Below are 15,268 nucleotides of genomic sequence, written 5' to 3'. Positions count from 1 at the left end.
CGCGCAGCCTTTCGACTGGGCGGGAGGCACGATCAACGCCGGCCGGCGAACGGACGTCCGCTTCCGCGCCGCTCTGGCCGCGCCGGTTCTTCCAGCAGCAGCCGGCGCAATACCACCTGATTGCGGCCGCCGCGCTTGGCATCATAAAGCGCCTCGTCGGATAGCTTGAACAGCAGCCCGAATTCGGCGGCCGGATGCGTTTCCGCCACGCCGATGCTGGCGGTAACTGCTTTTCCGCCGATCCGGTCGCTGTGATCGCAATCGGCGATCCCGGCGCGCACGCTCTCCGCGAAACGCTCAAGCACCGCGCCCTCCAGGCCGATACTGAGCAGGGCGAACTCCTCCCCGCCGATCCGGCCCACGGTGCACATCGCCCCCTCCCACGATGCGATACGCCGGCCGACCCGGTTCAACACCGCGTCCCCGGCCTCATGACCGTGCATGTCGTTGATCGATTTGAAGCGATCGATATCGACCAGCAGCAATGCTGCCGGCAGCCCGTCGGCGCGCGCGCGATTGAGCAGCGGGGCGACGCTTTCCACAAAGCCGCGCCGGTTGCGCAACCCGGTCAATGAATCGCGCCGCGCCAGCTCATAGGCCTGAACCTCGCCGGCGCGGGCGCGATCGCGTTCGATCCGCAGCCGGCCCAGCCGCCGCGTCACCGCGATGACCAGCCATAGCGTCTGCCACGTCGCGGCGAGCAGGATCACCAGCTTCGAACCGCCCCCCCAGAAACTGTCGTCGATATCGACGAACTGGATCGACGCCAACGTCGCCATCGGCACGGACCACGCCGCCGCGAAATCGCGCGCCTCGCGCGCCCCGCGTCGCCACGCCAGCGCAACGCATGCCGAAACCGCCAGCAGATCGGCAACTATAAGATAGCCGAGCGCGGCGCCGAGCATCATCAGATCGCCGCCACGCACCAAGGCGATCGGCACTCCTGCGATCGCCACCGCGCCGCCGAGCACGAGCGTCGCCCGCTTCAACGCGCGTGGCACCAGCCCCGTCGCGAAGGACGTCAGCGCGCTCATCGTCGCCAGCGTGACGGCGAGGCAGGAAAGAAAGGTACAGAGTTGCGCGGAAGCACTGCCCGCCATGCCGGGCAGCAGCAAGAGATGAAACTGCGACCAGACCAACCCCCACAGCAACATGCACACCGCCCATGCGCCGTGCCAGCCAAGATACGGACGACGCACCGCGATCGCGAGCGACAATGTGTAGACGGCGCCGATCAGCAACAGCATCAGCGCCGCACCGACGGCGGCGGCCAGCCCCATCGCCTGCATCGCCGCTTCGCCCCTGGGCATGAGGCGCGCGTGCACGAGTTCGTATGCGGCCAGCCGGTCCAGTCGCATCGTCACGGCGGTGACCGGCGTTGCCTCCTCCGGTGCTTCGAACAGGATCTGGCCACCGGCGCGCCAGTGGGCGCCGAAACGGCCCCCCCTCACCTCCTGCCAGCGCATGGTCCCGTCAGCGTAGGTGAATCCCACCGCGAGGCGATCGAAGCGCGACTGGTGGATCAGCAACGCAAGATCGCGCGGGTCGAGCGGCAGACGATCCAGCCGCACCGTGATCCACAGGCTCCCGCGCTGATAGTCGCGCGGCGTACCGGTGCACGAAAAGCGCAATGACGACAGGATGCTGTCCGCCGCCGCGCGATCGGTGACGGCGTAGCATGACGCGGGCTTGGCGTTCACCGCGCGTGCCTCGGCGGAGAGGCCGCAGAGCAACGCGAGAAGCGCCAGCGCCAACCGGCACGATATAGTCACCCGCCGTTTTGCGAACGCCCTCATGACCGCGCCTGTGGCACGAAAGGGTTGGCAAAGCTTTACTCTTTTCGCCCAGCTGCAACAATTTAGCGGCAGCAAGGCCCGTCGCGCTATCCCGTTGACAGCGCTCGACGCACGCTTGGCAGCAGGCGCGCGACGATGATCGTCACGCCTCGGGCGTTGGGATGCAGCCCGTCGGGCTGAAGCAGGCGCGGATTCGCCGCCACACCATCGAGAAAGAACGGATAGAGCGGCGTGCGATGCGCCCTGGCCAGTGCAGGATACATGCCGTCGAACGCCCGGACGTAATCGGGGCCGAGATTTGGCGCGGCGCGCATCCCGGCGAGCAGCACCGGGATGCGGCGGTTGCGCAGCTCGATCAGGATCGCATCGAGATTCGCGCGCGCCTGCGCCACCGGCAGGCCGCGCAGCATATCGTTCGCGCCAAGCTCGACGATCACCAGATCAGGCGTCGCTCCCAAGCCCCGCAGGCCCCATCGCAGGCGCGCGCGGGCCTGCGCGGCCGTATCCCCGGCGACACCGCCGTTGCGCACCGTGGCGGCTACACCGGCGCGGCGGAGCGCCGCCTGCAACTGCGCGGTAAAGCCCTGCGCGGGGGGCAGGCCATAGCCTGCGCTCAGGCTGTCGCCGAACGCCCAGATCAGCGGCGCGCGCGGCGCGGCCTGCGCGGCCGGCACGATACCGGCGAACAACAGCAATGCGAGATGGACAATTGCCCATCGCCGTCCATATCGCTTGAACCGTGACCCGATCATCCCTCCCCGATAGCGCGCTGATCGAAGCGCGCAACGTATCCCTTGCGCTCGGCCGCGCGCCCGCGCGGGTGGAAATCCTGCGCGCGATCGATCTGCGCGTCGAAGCCGGCGAGAGCGTCGCGCTGCTCGGCCCGTCAGGATCGGGCAAATCATCGCTGATGGCGATCCTTGCCGGGCTGGAGCGGCCGAGCGGCGGCACGGTGCGCGTGGCGGATCTGGATTTCTCGGCCCTGGACGAGGATGCCCTGGCCATTGCGCGGCGAGGGCGGATTGGCATCGTGCTCCAGGCATTTCACCTGTTGCCGACGATGACGGCGCTTGAGAATGTGGCGGTGCCGCTCGAACTCGCCGGCGAGCCGGAGGCGTTCGCGCGCGCCACGGCCGAGCTTGCCGCTGTCGGGCTGGCGCATCGCATCGATCATTATCCCGCGCAGCTTTCAGGCGGCGAGCAGCAGCGGGTCGCGATCGCCCGCGCCCTCGTCTCGCGGCCCGCGCTGATCTTCGCCGACGAGCCGACCGGCAACCTCGACACCGCCACGGGCGCCGCGATCATGGATCTGCTGTTCGCGCGCCACGCCGCGAGCGGCACGACCCTGTTCATCATCACCCACGATCCGGCGCTGGCGGCGCGCTGCGCCCGCGTGATCGATCTGGCGGATGGCCGGATCATCGACGATCGGCGCACCGCTTGAGCACCGTCTGGCGGCTGGCATTGCGCGATCTGCGGCGCGGCGGGCGCGGGTTGCTGCTTCTTGCGGTGTGCCTGTTCCTTGGCACGGCGGCGCTGGCGGGGATCGGCAGCCTTGCCGCCAGCATGGTGGCGGCGCTCGATGCGAACGGACGGCAGATCCTGGGCGGCGACGTGGAGTTGCTCGTATCGCAGCGCCGCGCGACGGTGGAAGAGCTGGCGGCGTTCGCGTCGGCCGGCCGTGTCTCCGAAGCAATATCAATGCGCGCGATGGCGGATGCGGGCGGGCCGGCGACGCTTGTCGATCTACGCGGCACGGATGCGGCATGGCCGCTGGTGGGGCGATTCCGGCTGGCGGCTGGCGCCCTGTCGGATCGACCGCGAGGCCGCGAGATCGCGATCGCCCCTGCGCTGGCCGAGCGGCTGGGCGTCAAGCCGGGCGATAGCTTGCGCGTCGGAGCGGCGCGCCTGCGCGTGATCGGGCTGATCGCCGACGAGCCCGACCGGCTTGGCGCGGGATTCGCGCTGGGGCCGCCCGCGATCATCGACATCGCGGGGCTGGAGGCTACGGCGCTCGTCCAGCCCGGCAGCCTCTACGAAAGCCGCTACCGTATCGCCCTGCCCGATCCCGCCAGCGCGGGCATCGTGCGCGACCGGTTGCTCAAGCGGCTTGCGGGCGCGGGGTGGACCGCCAGGACCAGCGACCGCGCCGCGGGCGGCCTGCGGCGCGGCATCGATCAGTTCGGGCAGTTCCTTCTGCTGGTCGGGCTGGCAGCGCTGGCGATCGCCGGCGTCGGGGTCGGCAGCGGGGTTGCGGCGTACCTTGCCGGCAAGACGCGGATCATCGCGACGCTGAAAGTGCTCGGCGCACGCTCGCAAACGATCGCGGGGATTTTCCTGGCGCAGCTCGGCATCGTCGCGGCGGTGGGCGTGACGGGTGGCCTTGCGGTCGGTGCGGCGGTGCCGTGGATCATCACGGCCGTGGCCGGCGCTGCGCTGCCGGTGCCGCCACGGCTGGCGCTTTATCCAGTGCCGCTGGCGACCGCCGCGCTGCTGGCGGTGCTGGTTGCGCTGCTGTTTGCGATCCCCGCGCTGGCGCGTGCGCGCGACGTGCCCGCCGCCACGTTGCTGCGGGATGCACTGGCGCCGCGCCGCTGGCCTGCGCCTGTTATCATCGCGCTGATGGCGGCCTTGGCCGCCGCGCTGGTCGCGCTGGCGGTGCTGACAGCATCGGACCGGCTGCTCGCGCTCGGCTTCGTCGGCGCTGTCGGCGCGTTGATCGTGTTGCTTTGGCTTGTCGGCATTTCGCTGCGCTTCCTGGCATCGCGCTTGCCACGCCCGAAAGCGCCGCTGATCCGGCTGGCGATCGCCAACCTCCACCGGCCCGGCGCACAGACCGACCGGCTGGTGGTGGCGCTGGGGCTGGGCTTTTCGCTGTTCGTCGCGCTGGCCGTGATCGATTCCAGCCTGTCGTCCGAACTGCGAAACGCCGCGCCGGCCAAAGCCCCGCGCTTCTTTGCGATCGATCTCCAGCCCGATGATGCCGTGGCTTTCAGGCGGGCGGTCGATCGCGCGGCGCCGGGCGCGACGATCGAGACGCTGCCGTCGCTGCGCGGTTCGATCGTGGCATTGCGCGGGCAGCGCGTGGCGGACATGAAGACGCTGCCGGAAGGCGCGTGGGTATTGCGCGGCGACCGCACGATCACCTGGTCGGCGACGCTGCCGCCGCGCAACGCCATCGTCGCAGGCCAGTGGTGGCCATCGAATTATCGCGGCCCGCCGCTCGTATCGCTGGAGGACAAGGCCGCCAGCGCGCTTGGCCTCAAGATCGGCGACAGCGTCACGATATCCGTGCTCGGTGTGGACGTGCCCGCCCGCATCGCCGCACTGCGCAAGATCGACTGGGGCGGGCTGGGCCTGAATTTCGCGATCATCTTCTCCCCCGGTTATATCGAGGAGGCGCCGCACGGGCTGCTCGCCAGTGTCTATGCCGCGCCCGCACACGACGGCGCGGTCGCTCGGAGCGTGGCGGCGGCGCTGCCATCTGTCACGTTGATCCGCGTCGGCGACGTCATCGGTCAGCTCGGCGCGGTGCTCGGCCAGGTCGCGGTCGCGATCCGCGCGGCGGCGGCCGTGACGGTGGCGGCGGGAATCGCGGTGCTGATCGGTGCGGTCTCGGCGTCGGGCCGCGCGCGACGTTACGACGCGGTGATCCTCAAGCTGCTCGGTGGCAGCCGGGCGCAGGTGCTTGGCGCGCAGGCGATCGAATATGCGATCCTGTCGCTGCTTCTCGCCGTCGTCGCGCTGACGATCGGCGCGGGTGCCGGATGGTACGTTGTCACGCAGGTGTTCGCGATCGGCTGGGCGCCGCGCTGGGATACCGTCGCGGCGACGCTTGTCGCGGCGATGGCGGTGACGCTCGGCACCGGCGTGGCGGGAAGCCTGCCAGCCCTGCGCGCGCGCCCTGCCGAAGCGCTACGGGAATTGTGAGCGGCCGTCCGGGCTGAACGGGATTGCTGCCGTCATATCGCTGGCCCCGCCGCCTGGTCTCGCGTGAGTCGACGGCAGGTCACGCGAGCCCCTGATCCCGCGCGGCGGGCGCGATGGCGACGTCAGTCGATCATCGGCCGCATTCCCGGCTCCGCCTTGGCCATCGCCTGCTGGTATGCCGGCCGATCGGCGATGCGGCGAAGATAAGCCTGGGTGTTGTCCAGGCCGGTCAGCGGCGCCGCTCCGAACGCGCGCGATGTCGTGAGACTGTAGACCATCATGATGTCGGCCAGCGACAGCCGCTCACCGGCGAGGAAAGGTGCCTCGCCGAGCCGCCGTTCTAGCAATTCCTCGCTTCGCTGCGCGCGTTCCGCAACGAACGGCACTTTCGCGGCGTCGCCACCACTGAACGCTATCCCCATGGCGATCATCTTGGTCGCCATGTATGTGGCGTTCGACCAGTGGAACCAGAACAGATAGTCCGCGAAATCCGCGTCGTCCGGCCTGGGGCTCAGCCGCCCGCCACCGTAGCGCGCGTTGATATAGTCACAGATCGCGGCGCTTTCACCGAGCACCAGATCGCCGTCGGAGATTACCGGGGCGATCCCCATCGGATGAAGCGCCTTGTAGGAATCAGGGGCGAGCCGGTTGTCCGCGCGGCGATCGTACCGCTTCAGCTCATATTCCAACCCGAGCTCCTCGCAGAGCCAGACGATCCGTTCGGACTGCGAAAGCCCGAGATGATGGACCACGAGCATGCAACCTCTCCTGATGTTTCGTAACGCAGAAGCCGTTGTGCCCCGGAAATGCGCGCCACGCCACAGCCCGCACCGGTGTGATTGTCGGCAAGCGGCGACCGGCAATAATGGCGGAGACGGAGGGAGCCACACTCAAACCGATATCCAGTTCCATTTTTAGCGATCTTTTCGGAAGCGAATGCTTCGCGGGCTCCCAACCATGCCGCATGGCCTCCGGCAAACCCGGAGCGGTTCACTCCTTTTGGTGAGAAGCTTGCACGTAGGTGCGGGACTGGGCTGCTGAATTGGGAGCAGACCTTGTTTGAGATCCGATCGAGTGGCGTCCCGTCTTACCAGAGCGGCTGAAGCGTCGGACGTATATCGTCGCGAACACCAGCGAGCGCTGCCGCCGGTGGAGGACGCCCGTCCAGATCGCCGGTCGAGACATCCGCGCGCCGTAGATGAAGAAGAGGAGCGCGATGGCAGCGCGCACCACGATGCCGAGCACGTCCTTCGCAGCGCGCCGGGACGTGGACGATCGCGGCGATCACCACCATCCCGACAATCGCGAGGATGTGGGCGTCGATCCGCGCCCGGCTAACGATGTGACCTTCACAGACGATAACCCGGCCTGGCGGTCACCGTGACGCGCAGGCGCGTGCGAACCGCTTGTGCATCGATTTCCCCGTGCCGTTGATCCCGCCCCTCATCATCATGAGCGGGCGGGATCAACGGCACCGGGCAAACCCTCAGGCAAGGCACGGCATCGTTCGCGCCGGACGATGTCGGCCGTCGCTCAGGCCGCCAGTTCCTTTCGCATGATTTCGGCACCGGCACCCAGCGCCTGCAGCTTTCCCCGTGCGATGGCGCGCGACAGCGGCGCCATGCCGCAGTTGGTGGCCGGGTAGAGCTTGTCGGCATCGACGAAGCGCAACGCGTTGCGCAGCGTGTCGGCGACCTGCTCCGGCGTCTCGATCGTGTCCGTCGAGACGTCGATGGCGCCGACCATCACCTTCTTGCCGCGGATCAGCTCGATCAGGTCCATCGGCACGCGCGAGTTCTGACATTCGAGCGAGATGATATCGATCTTCGACTTCTGGAGGTTCGGGAAGGTTTCCTCATACTGGCGCCATTCGGAGCCGAGCGTCTTCTTCCAGTCGGTATTGGCCTTGATGCCATAGCCGTAGCAGATGTGGACGGCGGTCTCGGCCTTCAGCCCTTCGGCCGCGCGCTCCAGCGTGGCGATGCCCCAGTCGTTCGCTTCGTCGAAAAACACGTTGAAGGCGGGTTCGTCGAACTGGATGATGTCGACCCCGACGGCCTCCAGCTCGCGCGCTTCCTCGTTGAGGATGCAGGCGAACTCCCATGCCAGCTTCTCGCGGCTCCGGTAATGCGCGTCGTACAGGGTGTCGATCATCGTCATCGGCCCAGGCAGCGTCCATTTGATCGGCTGATCGGTCTGGGCGCGCAGGAAGCGGGCGTCGTCGACGAACACCGACGTCGGGCGCGAGACGGCGCCGGCGATGGTCGGCACGCTGGCGTCATAGCGGTTGCGGATACGCACCGTCTCGCGCTTCTCGAAATCGACGCCGTCCAGATGCTCGATGAACGTCGTGACGAAATGCTGGCGGGTCTGTTCGCCGTCGCCGAGTATGTCGATACCGGCCTGCCGCTGATCGTCGACCGCCAGGCGCAGCGCATCCTGCTTCCCCGCGACCAGTTCCTCGCCCTCCAGCTTCCAGGGCGACCACAGGGTCTCGGGCTGGGCCAGCCAGGATGGCTTGGGCAGGCTGCCCGCGGTCGTCGTCGGCAACAATGTCGTCATGATGCAAATACCTGTCGTGTGGGTGGGGATCAGCGGCCGCAGGTCGCGGACCAGCGCTGGAGCGTGGGCCAGTGCGGCTTGATGAAATGCTCTTCGGCAAACTTGCCCTGCTGGGCGGCGAGGCGGCTGCGCTCCTCGCGATCGTAAACGATGCGCGTCAGCGAATAGTCCTGATACTTCAGGCTCGGCTGATAATGCTCCGCCGCGACCGAATTCGCGTTGTAGATTTCCGGACGATAGATTTTCTGGAACGTCTCCATCGTGGCGATGGTGCTGGCAAGTTCGAGGTTGGTGTAGTCGCTGACCAGATCGCCGGTGTGGTAGAAGGCGAACGGCGCGACGCTGTGCGGCGGCATGAAATACCGCACCTTCATGCCCATCTTTGCGAAATACTGGTCGGTGGGCGAGAATTTGTCGGTGCGATACTCGGCGCCGAGGATCGGATGCACGTTGGCGGTCCGGCGATACACCTCCTTGCTCGATACGCTGAGGCAGATGACCGGGGGCTTGCTGAAATTGTCGCGGTAGGCGCTCGATCCGAGGAAATGCTTGAACAGGTTGCCGTGCAGATCGCCGAAGCCCTCCGGCGCGCCGCCACCACCGGCCTGCAGGTGATCCGGCAGGACGACGCTGAAATCGTAATCGCGCACATAGGACGAGAAGTTGTTGCCGATCATCCCGTCGCTGCGCTCGCCGCTGATCCGGTCGGTGACGGTGGTGTGCAGGATCTCGATCAGCGGAAATGCTTCGTCGTCCGCGCCATCTCCGAGCGTGAGCGCGGCCGAGACGATCTTCAGCTCCAGCGTGTAGCGATCGCCCCTGGGATTGTCCCAGTGCATCAGAGCGTTGAAGCGGTGGTCGATCATCACCAGCGTGTTGCGCAAATTCTCCTGGCGGCTTTCCCCGCGCGCGAGATTGGCGAAGTTGGTGGTGATGCGCGTGTTGTCGGCCGGACGATAATCCTCGTCGAACGGGATGCTGCTGATCGAGAATGTGAACCCGCTATTCGTCATGACTCACCCAGGCTTTGCGGGCGGGGAGGTCAGGCGAAAGCGCTCAAGGCGTGAACAGGCCCGGATGGCGGCAAGCCACGGACCGTCGCATCAAGCGCGATCCACCGGAGGAACCCCCGTCCGAGGAACGTTATGGCGTCGAAAGGCAGGTCTCCTGGCTCACGGGTCAACGCGGTGGCTCCGGCCTTCCCAGGCTCCTTGCGGGAACCCAGTGACACGAATTGGAGCCGCCGCTCGCCGCTTACAGTTGCGGGGGCAGCGCCGGATTCTGCCCCGAAGGACATCACCGGCTTCCCGTCTTAGCCCCATCGCCATGCCTGGGATGGGGAACCTCGACGTGGCCGTTCAACACCATCGGCCAGAGGTTGTCAATAATGATATAAAGATATCTTTATATGCTGGTTGGTAGGCGCGACGACGGTCAGCGAACACGCGCCATCAAGGCAACAGCGCGTCACTAGAAGCGGGGTCGCGAGCCCGCGGAGCAAGCCTGAACCGGAGATTCGCGCCCTAGACGCGGGCGACCGCCCCCCGCACCGCAATCGCGGCGCCGAGCGACAACAGGCCGACGACGGTGATGCAGGTGCCGAGAGATACGCCGCTCTGCAGCAGGAAGCCGCCGATCACTGGCCCGACGATCGCACCGCCGCGCCCGAAGCCCACGACAACCCCGGTGCCGGTAACGCGCAGATCTGGCGGGAAGCCACGGGCGAGCAGAGCGTAAAGCCCGACGATCCCGGCGAAAACGCACGTCCCGGTCGCAAAGGCCGCGATCTGCAACGCCGCCAGCGTGCTCAGTTGCGCGAAAGTAGCCATCGTGATCGTCGTCCCGACCATGACCAGCGGGACGAGCCGCCCCAGCCCGAACCGCGGCGCCGACCAGCCCAGCAGGCTGCCGCCGATGACGCCGCCGATACTCATGATCGCGGACGTGCGGATCGCATCGGGGGTCGCGAAGCCGAGGTCGGTCATCAGCTTCGGCAACCAGCCCGAGAAGAAATAGAAGGTTACGATGTGCAGGAAATAGCTGACGATCAGGCATAGCGTCAGCGCGCGGTGCCTTGCCGCGAAAAGCTCGATCGTGGCCAGTCGCGCGACCGGTTTGGGTGTGACGACTTCTCGCGACGGTTCGTGTCCCAGCCGTCGCATCAGCCGCTCGGCGAGGTCACGATCGCCAGGTCGCCCGCGCTGTTCCAGCAGCGCGATGGACTCTGGCATCGCGAGCCAGACGACCGGGAGCATGATCAGCGTCAGCGCCCCGCCTGCGATGAAGATCGCCTGCCACCCGTCCGCGACCAGCGCCGCCGATGCGAACCCGCCGACCAGCCCCCCGATCGGATAGCCGACGGTCATCAACGCGATCGCGAAGTCGCGCCGTCGCTCGTTGGAGAATTCGGCCACGACGGCGTTGATCGCCGCCAGCATACCGCCGATCCCGATACCAGTCACAACCCGCCAGACGCACAGCATGGTGACGGTTGTGGCAGTGGCGGTGAGCATCATCCCCGCACCCATGATCGCGACGCAGAACAATACGAGCGGGCGTCGTCCCAACCTGTCCCCTGCCGGAGCGAGCAGCAGCGATCCGATCGTCATGCCCACCAGCCCGGCGGAGATCGCCGCCCCCAGCGCGATATTGTCGATCCCCCATTCGCGCGCGATGACAGGCGCGGCAAAGGTGATCGCAAGCACATCGAATCCATCGAGCGCATTCAAAAGCACCGCGACGGTGACGGCGACGACCTGCCGCCACCCCATCTGTCCTGCGGATAGGCAGGCGGCATTGCTCATCGAACGGATCCTCGCATCAGGGTTGGAAGGTCAGCGTGCCGCGCCGCTCGGCGAAGCGCCAACCCTCGTGGGTCAGTACCAACCGGTCTTCGAAGCCGCCGACCAGCGGGGCCGCGTCAGGCGCGGTGAACAGCAGCATCGCGCTGGACGCGGTGGCGTGCGTCTCGTCGATCACGTCGACCACGACGTTGGCGACGACGTGTCGCGTCGTACGAGGCGGACGCGCCTGAAACGCGGCCAGTATCGCCGAGCGCCCGACGATGGGCGCGTCGGGCGCGGTCGGACGGGTCATCGACCCGTCCTGCGCATACATCGCGGCCACCTCTTCCCACCGCGCCGCGTCGTTCAACAGGGCGTAGCGGTTGATGAGCGTCGTGCAGGCCCATTCTATCGCGATCCGGTCCGATTCACCCACCATCATCAAAACGCGATCCCACTGCGAAACCATAGGTGCGCGGCGGCAGGCGGGTGACGCCGATCCGCCGATCCGCCGTCCCGTCGCCAGCGCGAACGCGCGGCTCGGTCGGAAAACGTCGACCTCTTCTTCATGAACGGGCCGGCCTTCAGCTTGCGGCCCTGCGTGGTGTAGCTGATCACCGTGTGGACCATCGCACAGGGCCGCGAGCTTTCGATCTCGCGCGCGATCGCCGCCGGAACATCCTGCGCCCGCGCGGGCTCACACGCCCATTTGCCGAACGGCTGCGGCGATCCGGTCGGTCGCTCGGCGAACAGGAACGGACCGACCAACAGCAGCGGCATTTCGGTCGAACCGGGATTGCCGAAGATCGTCGTCAGACCGATGTCGCGCAGGAAGGACGTTACGGCGTGGCGGACGGTTCCGTCGTCAGCGACCGGACGTGCCGCGACATGGAGGCAACGTGCCGTCACGAACGGAGGCTCACATCCACCCGAATATCCTCCCTTCTCATATGCGAATATTTCCGCTGATTGATGGAATATCTGTTTCGGAAAGCCCCCGCAATCGCCAAATTCGCCGACCGGGCACCTCTTGCATTTTTTCGACGGCTCGTTATTGTATCCCTAGGATACATTCAAGGAGGATGCATGACACAGGGTGAGGAGCAGGACGTCGTCTCGGTCCGGATCGCGGACGGGATTGCCTGGGTCAATTTCGCACGACCGGAAAAGCGCAACGCCATGAGCCCCACGCTCAACCGCCGGATGATGGACGTGCTGGACGAGATCGAGTTCCGCGACGATGTCGGCGTGCTGGTGCTTGGAGGTGAAGGAACGGCCTGGTCGGCTGGTATGGATCTGAAGGAGTATTTCCGCGAAACCGAGGCGCAGGGTCTGCGCGGCGTGCGCAAGTCGCAGCGGGAGAGCTACGGATGGTTTCGCCGCCTGCGCTGGTTCCAGAAGCCGACGATCGCGATGGTGAACGGCTGGTGCTTCGGCGGCGGCTTCGGTCCGCTGTTCGCCTGCGATCTGGCGATCTGCGCTGACGAAGCCAAATTCGGCCTGAGCGAAATCAACTGGGGCATCCTGCCCGGCGGCGGCGTCACGAAGGTCGTCGTCGACCTGCTGCCGATGCGCGACGCAATGTGGCTGACGCTGACCGGCGACCTGATCGATGGCCAGCAGGCTGCGACGATGCGGCTGGTCAACGAAAGCGTCCCGCTTGCCGCGCTGGAGGCTCGGGTGCGGGAGGTCGCGGCGAAGCTGCTCGACAAGAACCCGGTCGCGCTGAAGTTTGCGAAGGACGCCGTCCGCCGCGTCAAGACCATGACCTATGACGAGGCTGAGGACTATCTGGTGCGGATGCAGGAAGCTGCGAATTTTCACGACAAGACCGACGGCCGCCGGGAAGGCATCCGCCAGTTCATCGACGAGAAAAGCTACAAGCCCGGGCTTGGTGCGTACGACAAGAGCAAGGCGGGACGCTGAGCGCTCCATCCCCACGATAACGGAAAAGGGGGGGTGGGTTCAGTGCCCCCCCAACCCGCTGCAGCCGTCCATTTCCCGCCGCAGCCATCATCCGGCCAACATGAACCCGCGCGACTAACGCGGGACTTTACCTCGCGTGCCGTGACGAGCTTCGCCTCATCCTGAGATCAGCGCATCCAACGCGACCGCTCCCTGCCCCTCGGGCAGAGCGATCACCGGGTTCAGGTCGACCTCCCGGATGTTCGGGGTCGCCGCGACGATTGCCCCGAGCCGCTGCGCCATGACGGCAACCGCGCGCACATCGGCCGGCACCGCACCCCTGAACCCGCGCAGCAGCGGCGCCATCCGCAGGGTATCGATCCGCGCCTCGATGGCCTCGATCGACAGGCCGGGCGGCAGGAGGACGACATCCTCCAGCAATTCGGCCGCCACGCCGCCAAACCCGACGAGGACCGTCGCGCCCCATTCGGGATCGTTGCGCGCGCCGAGGATCAACTCGACCCCGCGCGCGCCCATTTTTTCCACCAGCAGGCCATCGAGCACCAGCCCTGGGCGTGCGCTCGCGACATCGCGGTGCATACGCTCCCAGGCCGCAGCCAGGGCAGCGTCGTCAGCGATTCCGACGATGACGCCGCCAGCGTCGCTTTTGTGCGACAGCGCCGCCGCCTGCGCCTTCAATACGACTGGATAGCCCAGCCGGTTCGCAACGGCTGTAGCACCGGCGATCGAAGTCGCGAGGTCGTGCGGTGGAAAGGCGATGCCGTGCGCGCCCAGCAACGCCTTCGACCGGTATTCTGGAATGGTCGCGCCCGGTTGCACATCTGTCAGTCCGGTGGCCATGGCAGAGGCGCCATCGACCACATCCAATCCCGCGCCGATCGCCGCCAGCGCGCGTACCACCCGCTCGGCCGTCGGCAGGTAGGGGACACCCGCCGCGCGCAGGGCGGCGATGTCTTCGGGTAACACCCCGCCGCCCTCGTCCACACCGGCGACGATCAGCGGCTTGGCAGTGCCCAGCATCTCCACCGCCTCGGCGACGGCGGCGAACTTGACGTGTGACGTGTGCGTATCGGTCTGGATCAGCGTAACGATGATCGAATCGATGCGCACGTCGCCCGCCAGCGCCGAGATGGTCCGGCCGTAGAGCGACGGATCGACCAGACCTTGCGCGGTCACGTCCACCGGGTTGCTGACCGGAACGAACGGCGGGATAGCCGCGCGCAGGGCGGGGCTATCGGCATCCGTCAACACCGGCAGCGCCAGCCCGACACGCTCGGAAAGGTCGAGGGTCAGCGCCTTGTACGCGCCCGATTCCGCGACCATCCCGACCGCGCGAGCCGTGATGCCGGGGCAGCGCAGCGCGATCTCGACGACGTCGCCCAGCGCCTCCAGCGTATCGACCAGCAGGACGCCCGCCGCCGCGACATGCGCGCGCATGACGTCGTGGTCGCCCGCGAGCGCGCCGGTATGGGTCGCGGCGCTTGCCCTGCCTGCCTCGCTGGAACCCGGATGCAGCAGCACGACCGTCTTGCCGGCTGCCCGTGCGGCCCGTGCGGCAGACAGGAACGCGCGCGGCCGGCGAATGTGCTCCGCGATCAGGCCGATCACCGTCGTCCCGGGATCGGCAGCCATGTGCGCCAGATAATCCTCGATCCCGCTCGCGGCCTCGTTCCCCGTGGAAACGAAGGCACCCAGCGGCACCTGCCGCGCGATCATCGTCGTCGCAAGCACCGCCGCCATCGCGCCCGATTGCGACACAATGCCGACGCGCGGAACGCCGATCGCGGTCACCCTGGGCATCTCGACGAAGGACAGCGCGATCCCGTCGGCGAAATTGACCAGCCCGAGGCAGTTTGGCCCCTCGATCACCATCCCGCTCGCCCGGGCGATACGGGCGATCTCCTGCTGTTCGGCCAGACCCTCCGCCCCGTCCTCGGCAAAGCCCGCGGAGAAAATGACCGCAGACCCAGCCCCGCGCGCAGCAAGCCCGCGCACGGCTTCGAGCACCCCCGCACGGGGGATCGCGAGCACTGCGGCGTCAACGCCCTGCGGCAGGTCGTCGACGGTTGCGACGCACGCCCGGCCGCCGATCTCCGCGCGTTTCGGGTTCACCAGGTAGATGTCCCCGTCATATCCGTCCCGCAGCAGGTTGGCGAGGACCGACGCCCCCAACGACCCCGGCTTGTCGGACGCACCGACGATGGCGACCGATCGCGGACGCAAGAGGCGGTCGAGGGCAAGCGGTGGGGCGGCGTCGGTCAATCGGCTCTC

At 67.3% G+C, this 15,268-nt stretch carries 13 protein-coding genes and 1 riboswitch; of the genes, 4 read left to right on the top strand and 9 right to left on the bottom strand.

Features of this window, described 5'->3' with window-relative positions:
* Positions 1 to 32 precede the first annotated feature (32 nt).
* Together ACM61V_RS08580 and ACM61V_RS08575 are read right to left on the bottom strand one after the other, a co-directional pair.
* A complete protein-coding gene (locus tag ACM61V_RS08580; protein ID WP_137785881.1) occupies positions 33 to 1,796 on the bottom strand; it encodes a GGDEF domain-containing protein in 1,764 nt (587 codons plus the stop codon).
* Between the two features lie 86 nt (positions 1,797 to 1,882).
* Positions 1,883 to 2,548 carry an arylesterase gene (locus tag ACM61V_RS08575; RefSeq protein ID WP_137785882.1) on the bottom strand — a complete coding sequence of 222 codons (666 nt, stop codon included), beginning with the start codon at positions 2,546 to 2,548 and terminating at the stop codon, positions 1,883 to 1,885.
* Here ACM61V_RS08575 and ACM61V_RS08570 point away from each other — a divergent pair.
* On the top strand, positions 2,536 to 3,240 hold the full coding sequence (locus ACM61V_RS08570; protein ID WP_137785883.1) for an ABC transporter ATP-binding protein: 705 nt from the start codon (positions 2,536 to 2,538) through the stop codon (positions 3,238 to 3,240). The genes ACM61V_RS08575 and ACM61V_RS08570 overlap by 13 nt on opposite strands.
* Entirely contained in the window at positions 3,237 to 5,726 is a 2,490-nt protein-coding gene (locus ACM61V_RS08565; RefSeq protein WP_137785884.1) for an ABC transporter permease, read from the top strand. Before ACM61V_RS08570 ends, ACM61V_RS08565 begins: the two co-directional genes overlap by 4 nt.
* 122 nt (positions 5,727 to 5,848) lie before the next feature.
* Here ACM61V_RS08565 and ACM61V_RS08560 read toward each other — a convergent pair whose 3' ends face one another.
* Complete coding sequence (locus ACM61V_RS08560) at positions 5,849 to 6,484, bottom strand: glutathione S-transferase family protein (protein ID WP_137785885.1); 636 nt, start codon at positions 6,482 to 6,484, stop codon at positions 5,849 to 5,851.
* Between the two features lie 458 nt (positions 6,485 to 6,942).
* Between ACM61V_RS08560 and ACM61V_RS08555 the strand changes: the two genes are divergently transcribed.
* The gene (locus ACM61V_RS08555) at positions 6,943 to 7,110 is read left to right on the top strand and encodes a hypothetical protein (protein ID WP_171007496.1); all 168 of its coding nucleotides are present in this window, start codon (positions 6,943 to 6,945) and stop codon (positions 7,108 to 7,110) included.
* 149 nt (positions 7,111 to 7,259) lie between these two features.
* On the opposite strand, the gene ACM61V_RS08550 is transcribed toward ACM61V_RS08555, so the two are convergent.
* The 5 genes from ACM61V_RS08550 to ACM61V_RS08530 all read right to left on the bottom strand — a co-directional run bounded on the left by ACM61V_RS08550 (position 7,260) and on the right by ACM61V_RS08530 (position 11,980).
* Positions 7,260 to 8,288 (bottom strand): methionine synthase, encoded by a 1,029-nt coding sequence (locus tag ACM61V_RS08550; RefSeq protein ID WP_137785886.1) that lies wholly within the window; start codon positions 8,286 to 8,288, stop codon positions 7,260 to 7,262.
* Positions 8,289 to 8,317: 29 nt separating this feature from the next.
* On the bottom strand, positions 8,318 to 9,301 hold the full coding sequence (locus ACM61V_RS08545) for a putative oxygenase MesX (protein WP_137785887.1): 984 nt from the start codon (positions 9,299 to 9,301) through the stop codon (positions 8,318 to 8,320).
* Positions 9,302 to 9,427: 126 nt separating this feature from the next.
* Positions 9,428 to 9,651, bottom strand: a riboswitch (cobalamin riboswitch).
* Between the two features lie 160 nt (positions 9,652 to 9,811).
* Entirely contained in the window at positions 9,812 to 11,092 is a 1,281-nt protein-coding gene (locus ACM61V_RS08540) for an MFS transporter (protein ID WP_137785888.1), read from the bottom strand.
* Between the two features lie 16 nt (positions 11,093 to 11,108).
* A complete protein-coding gene (locus ACM61V_RS08535) occupies positions 11,109 to 11,510 on the bottom strand; it encodes a nuclear transport factor 2 family protein (RefSeq protein WP_419713942.1) in 402 nt (133 codons plus the stop codon).
* A 2-nt stretch (positions 11,511 to 11,512) separates the two neighbouring features.
* Positions 11,513 to 11,980, bottom strand: a complete 468-nt coding sequence (locus ACM61V_RS08530) for a hypothetical protein (RefSeq protein WP_137785890.1) — start codon at positions 11,978 to 11,980, stop codon at positions 11,513 to 11,515.
* Positions 11,981 to 12,157: 177 nt separating this feature from the next.
* Here ACM61V_RS08530 and ACM61V_RS08525 point away from each other — a divergent pair, with 177 nt between their 5' ends.
* On the top strand, positions 12,158 to 12,997 hold the full coding sequence (locus ACM61V_RS08525; protein ID WP_137785891.1) for a p-hydroxycinnamoyl CoA hydratase/lyase: 840 nt from the start codon (positions 12,158 to 12,160) through the stop codon (positions 12,995 to 12,997).
* 156 nt (positions 12,998 to 13,153) lie between these two features.
* Here ACM61V_RS08525 and ACM61V_RS08520 read toward each other — a convergent pair whose 3' ends face one another.
* Entirely contained in the window at positions 13,154 to 15,259 is a 2,106-nt protein-coding gene (locus ACM61V_RS08520) for an acetate--CoA ligase family protein (RefSeq protein ID WP_419713941.1), read from the bottom strand.
* Positions 15,260 to 15,268 lie beyond the last annotated feature (9 nt).

Origin of the sequence: Sphingomonas sp. TX0543, assembly GCF_048565505.1 — a bacterium.
Classification (GTDB): domain Bacteria; phylum Pseudomonadota; class Alphaproteobacteria; order Sphingomonadales; family Sphingomonadaceae; genus Sphingomonas.
Note: the sequence above shows the minus strand (reverse complement) of the source record. Positions and strands in the feature narration are given on the sequence as shown.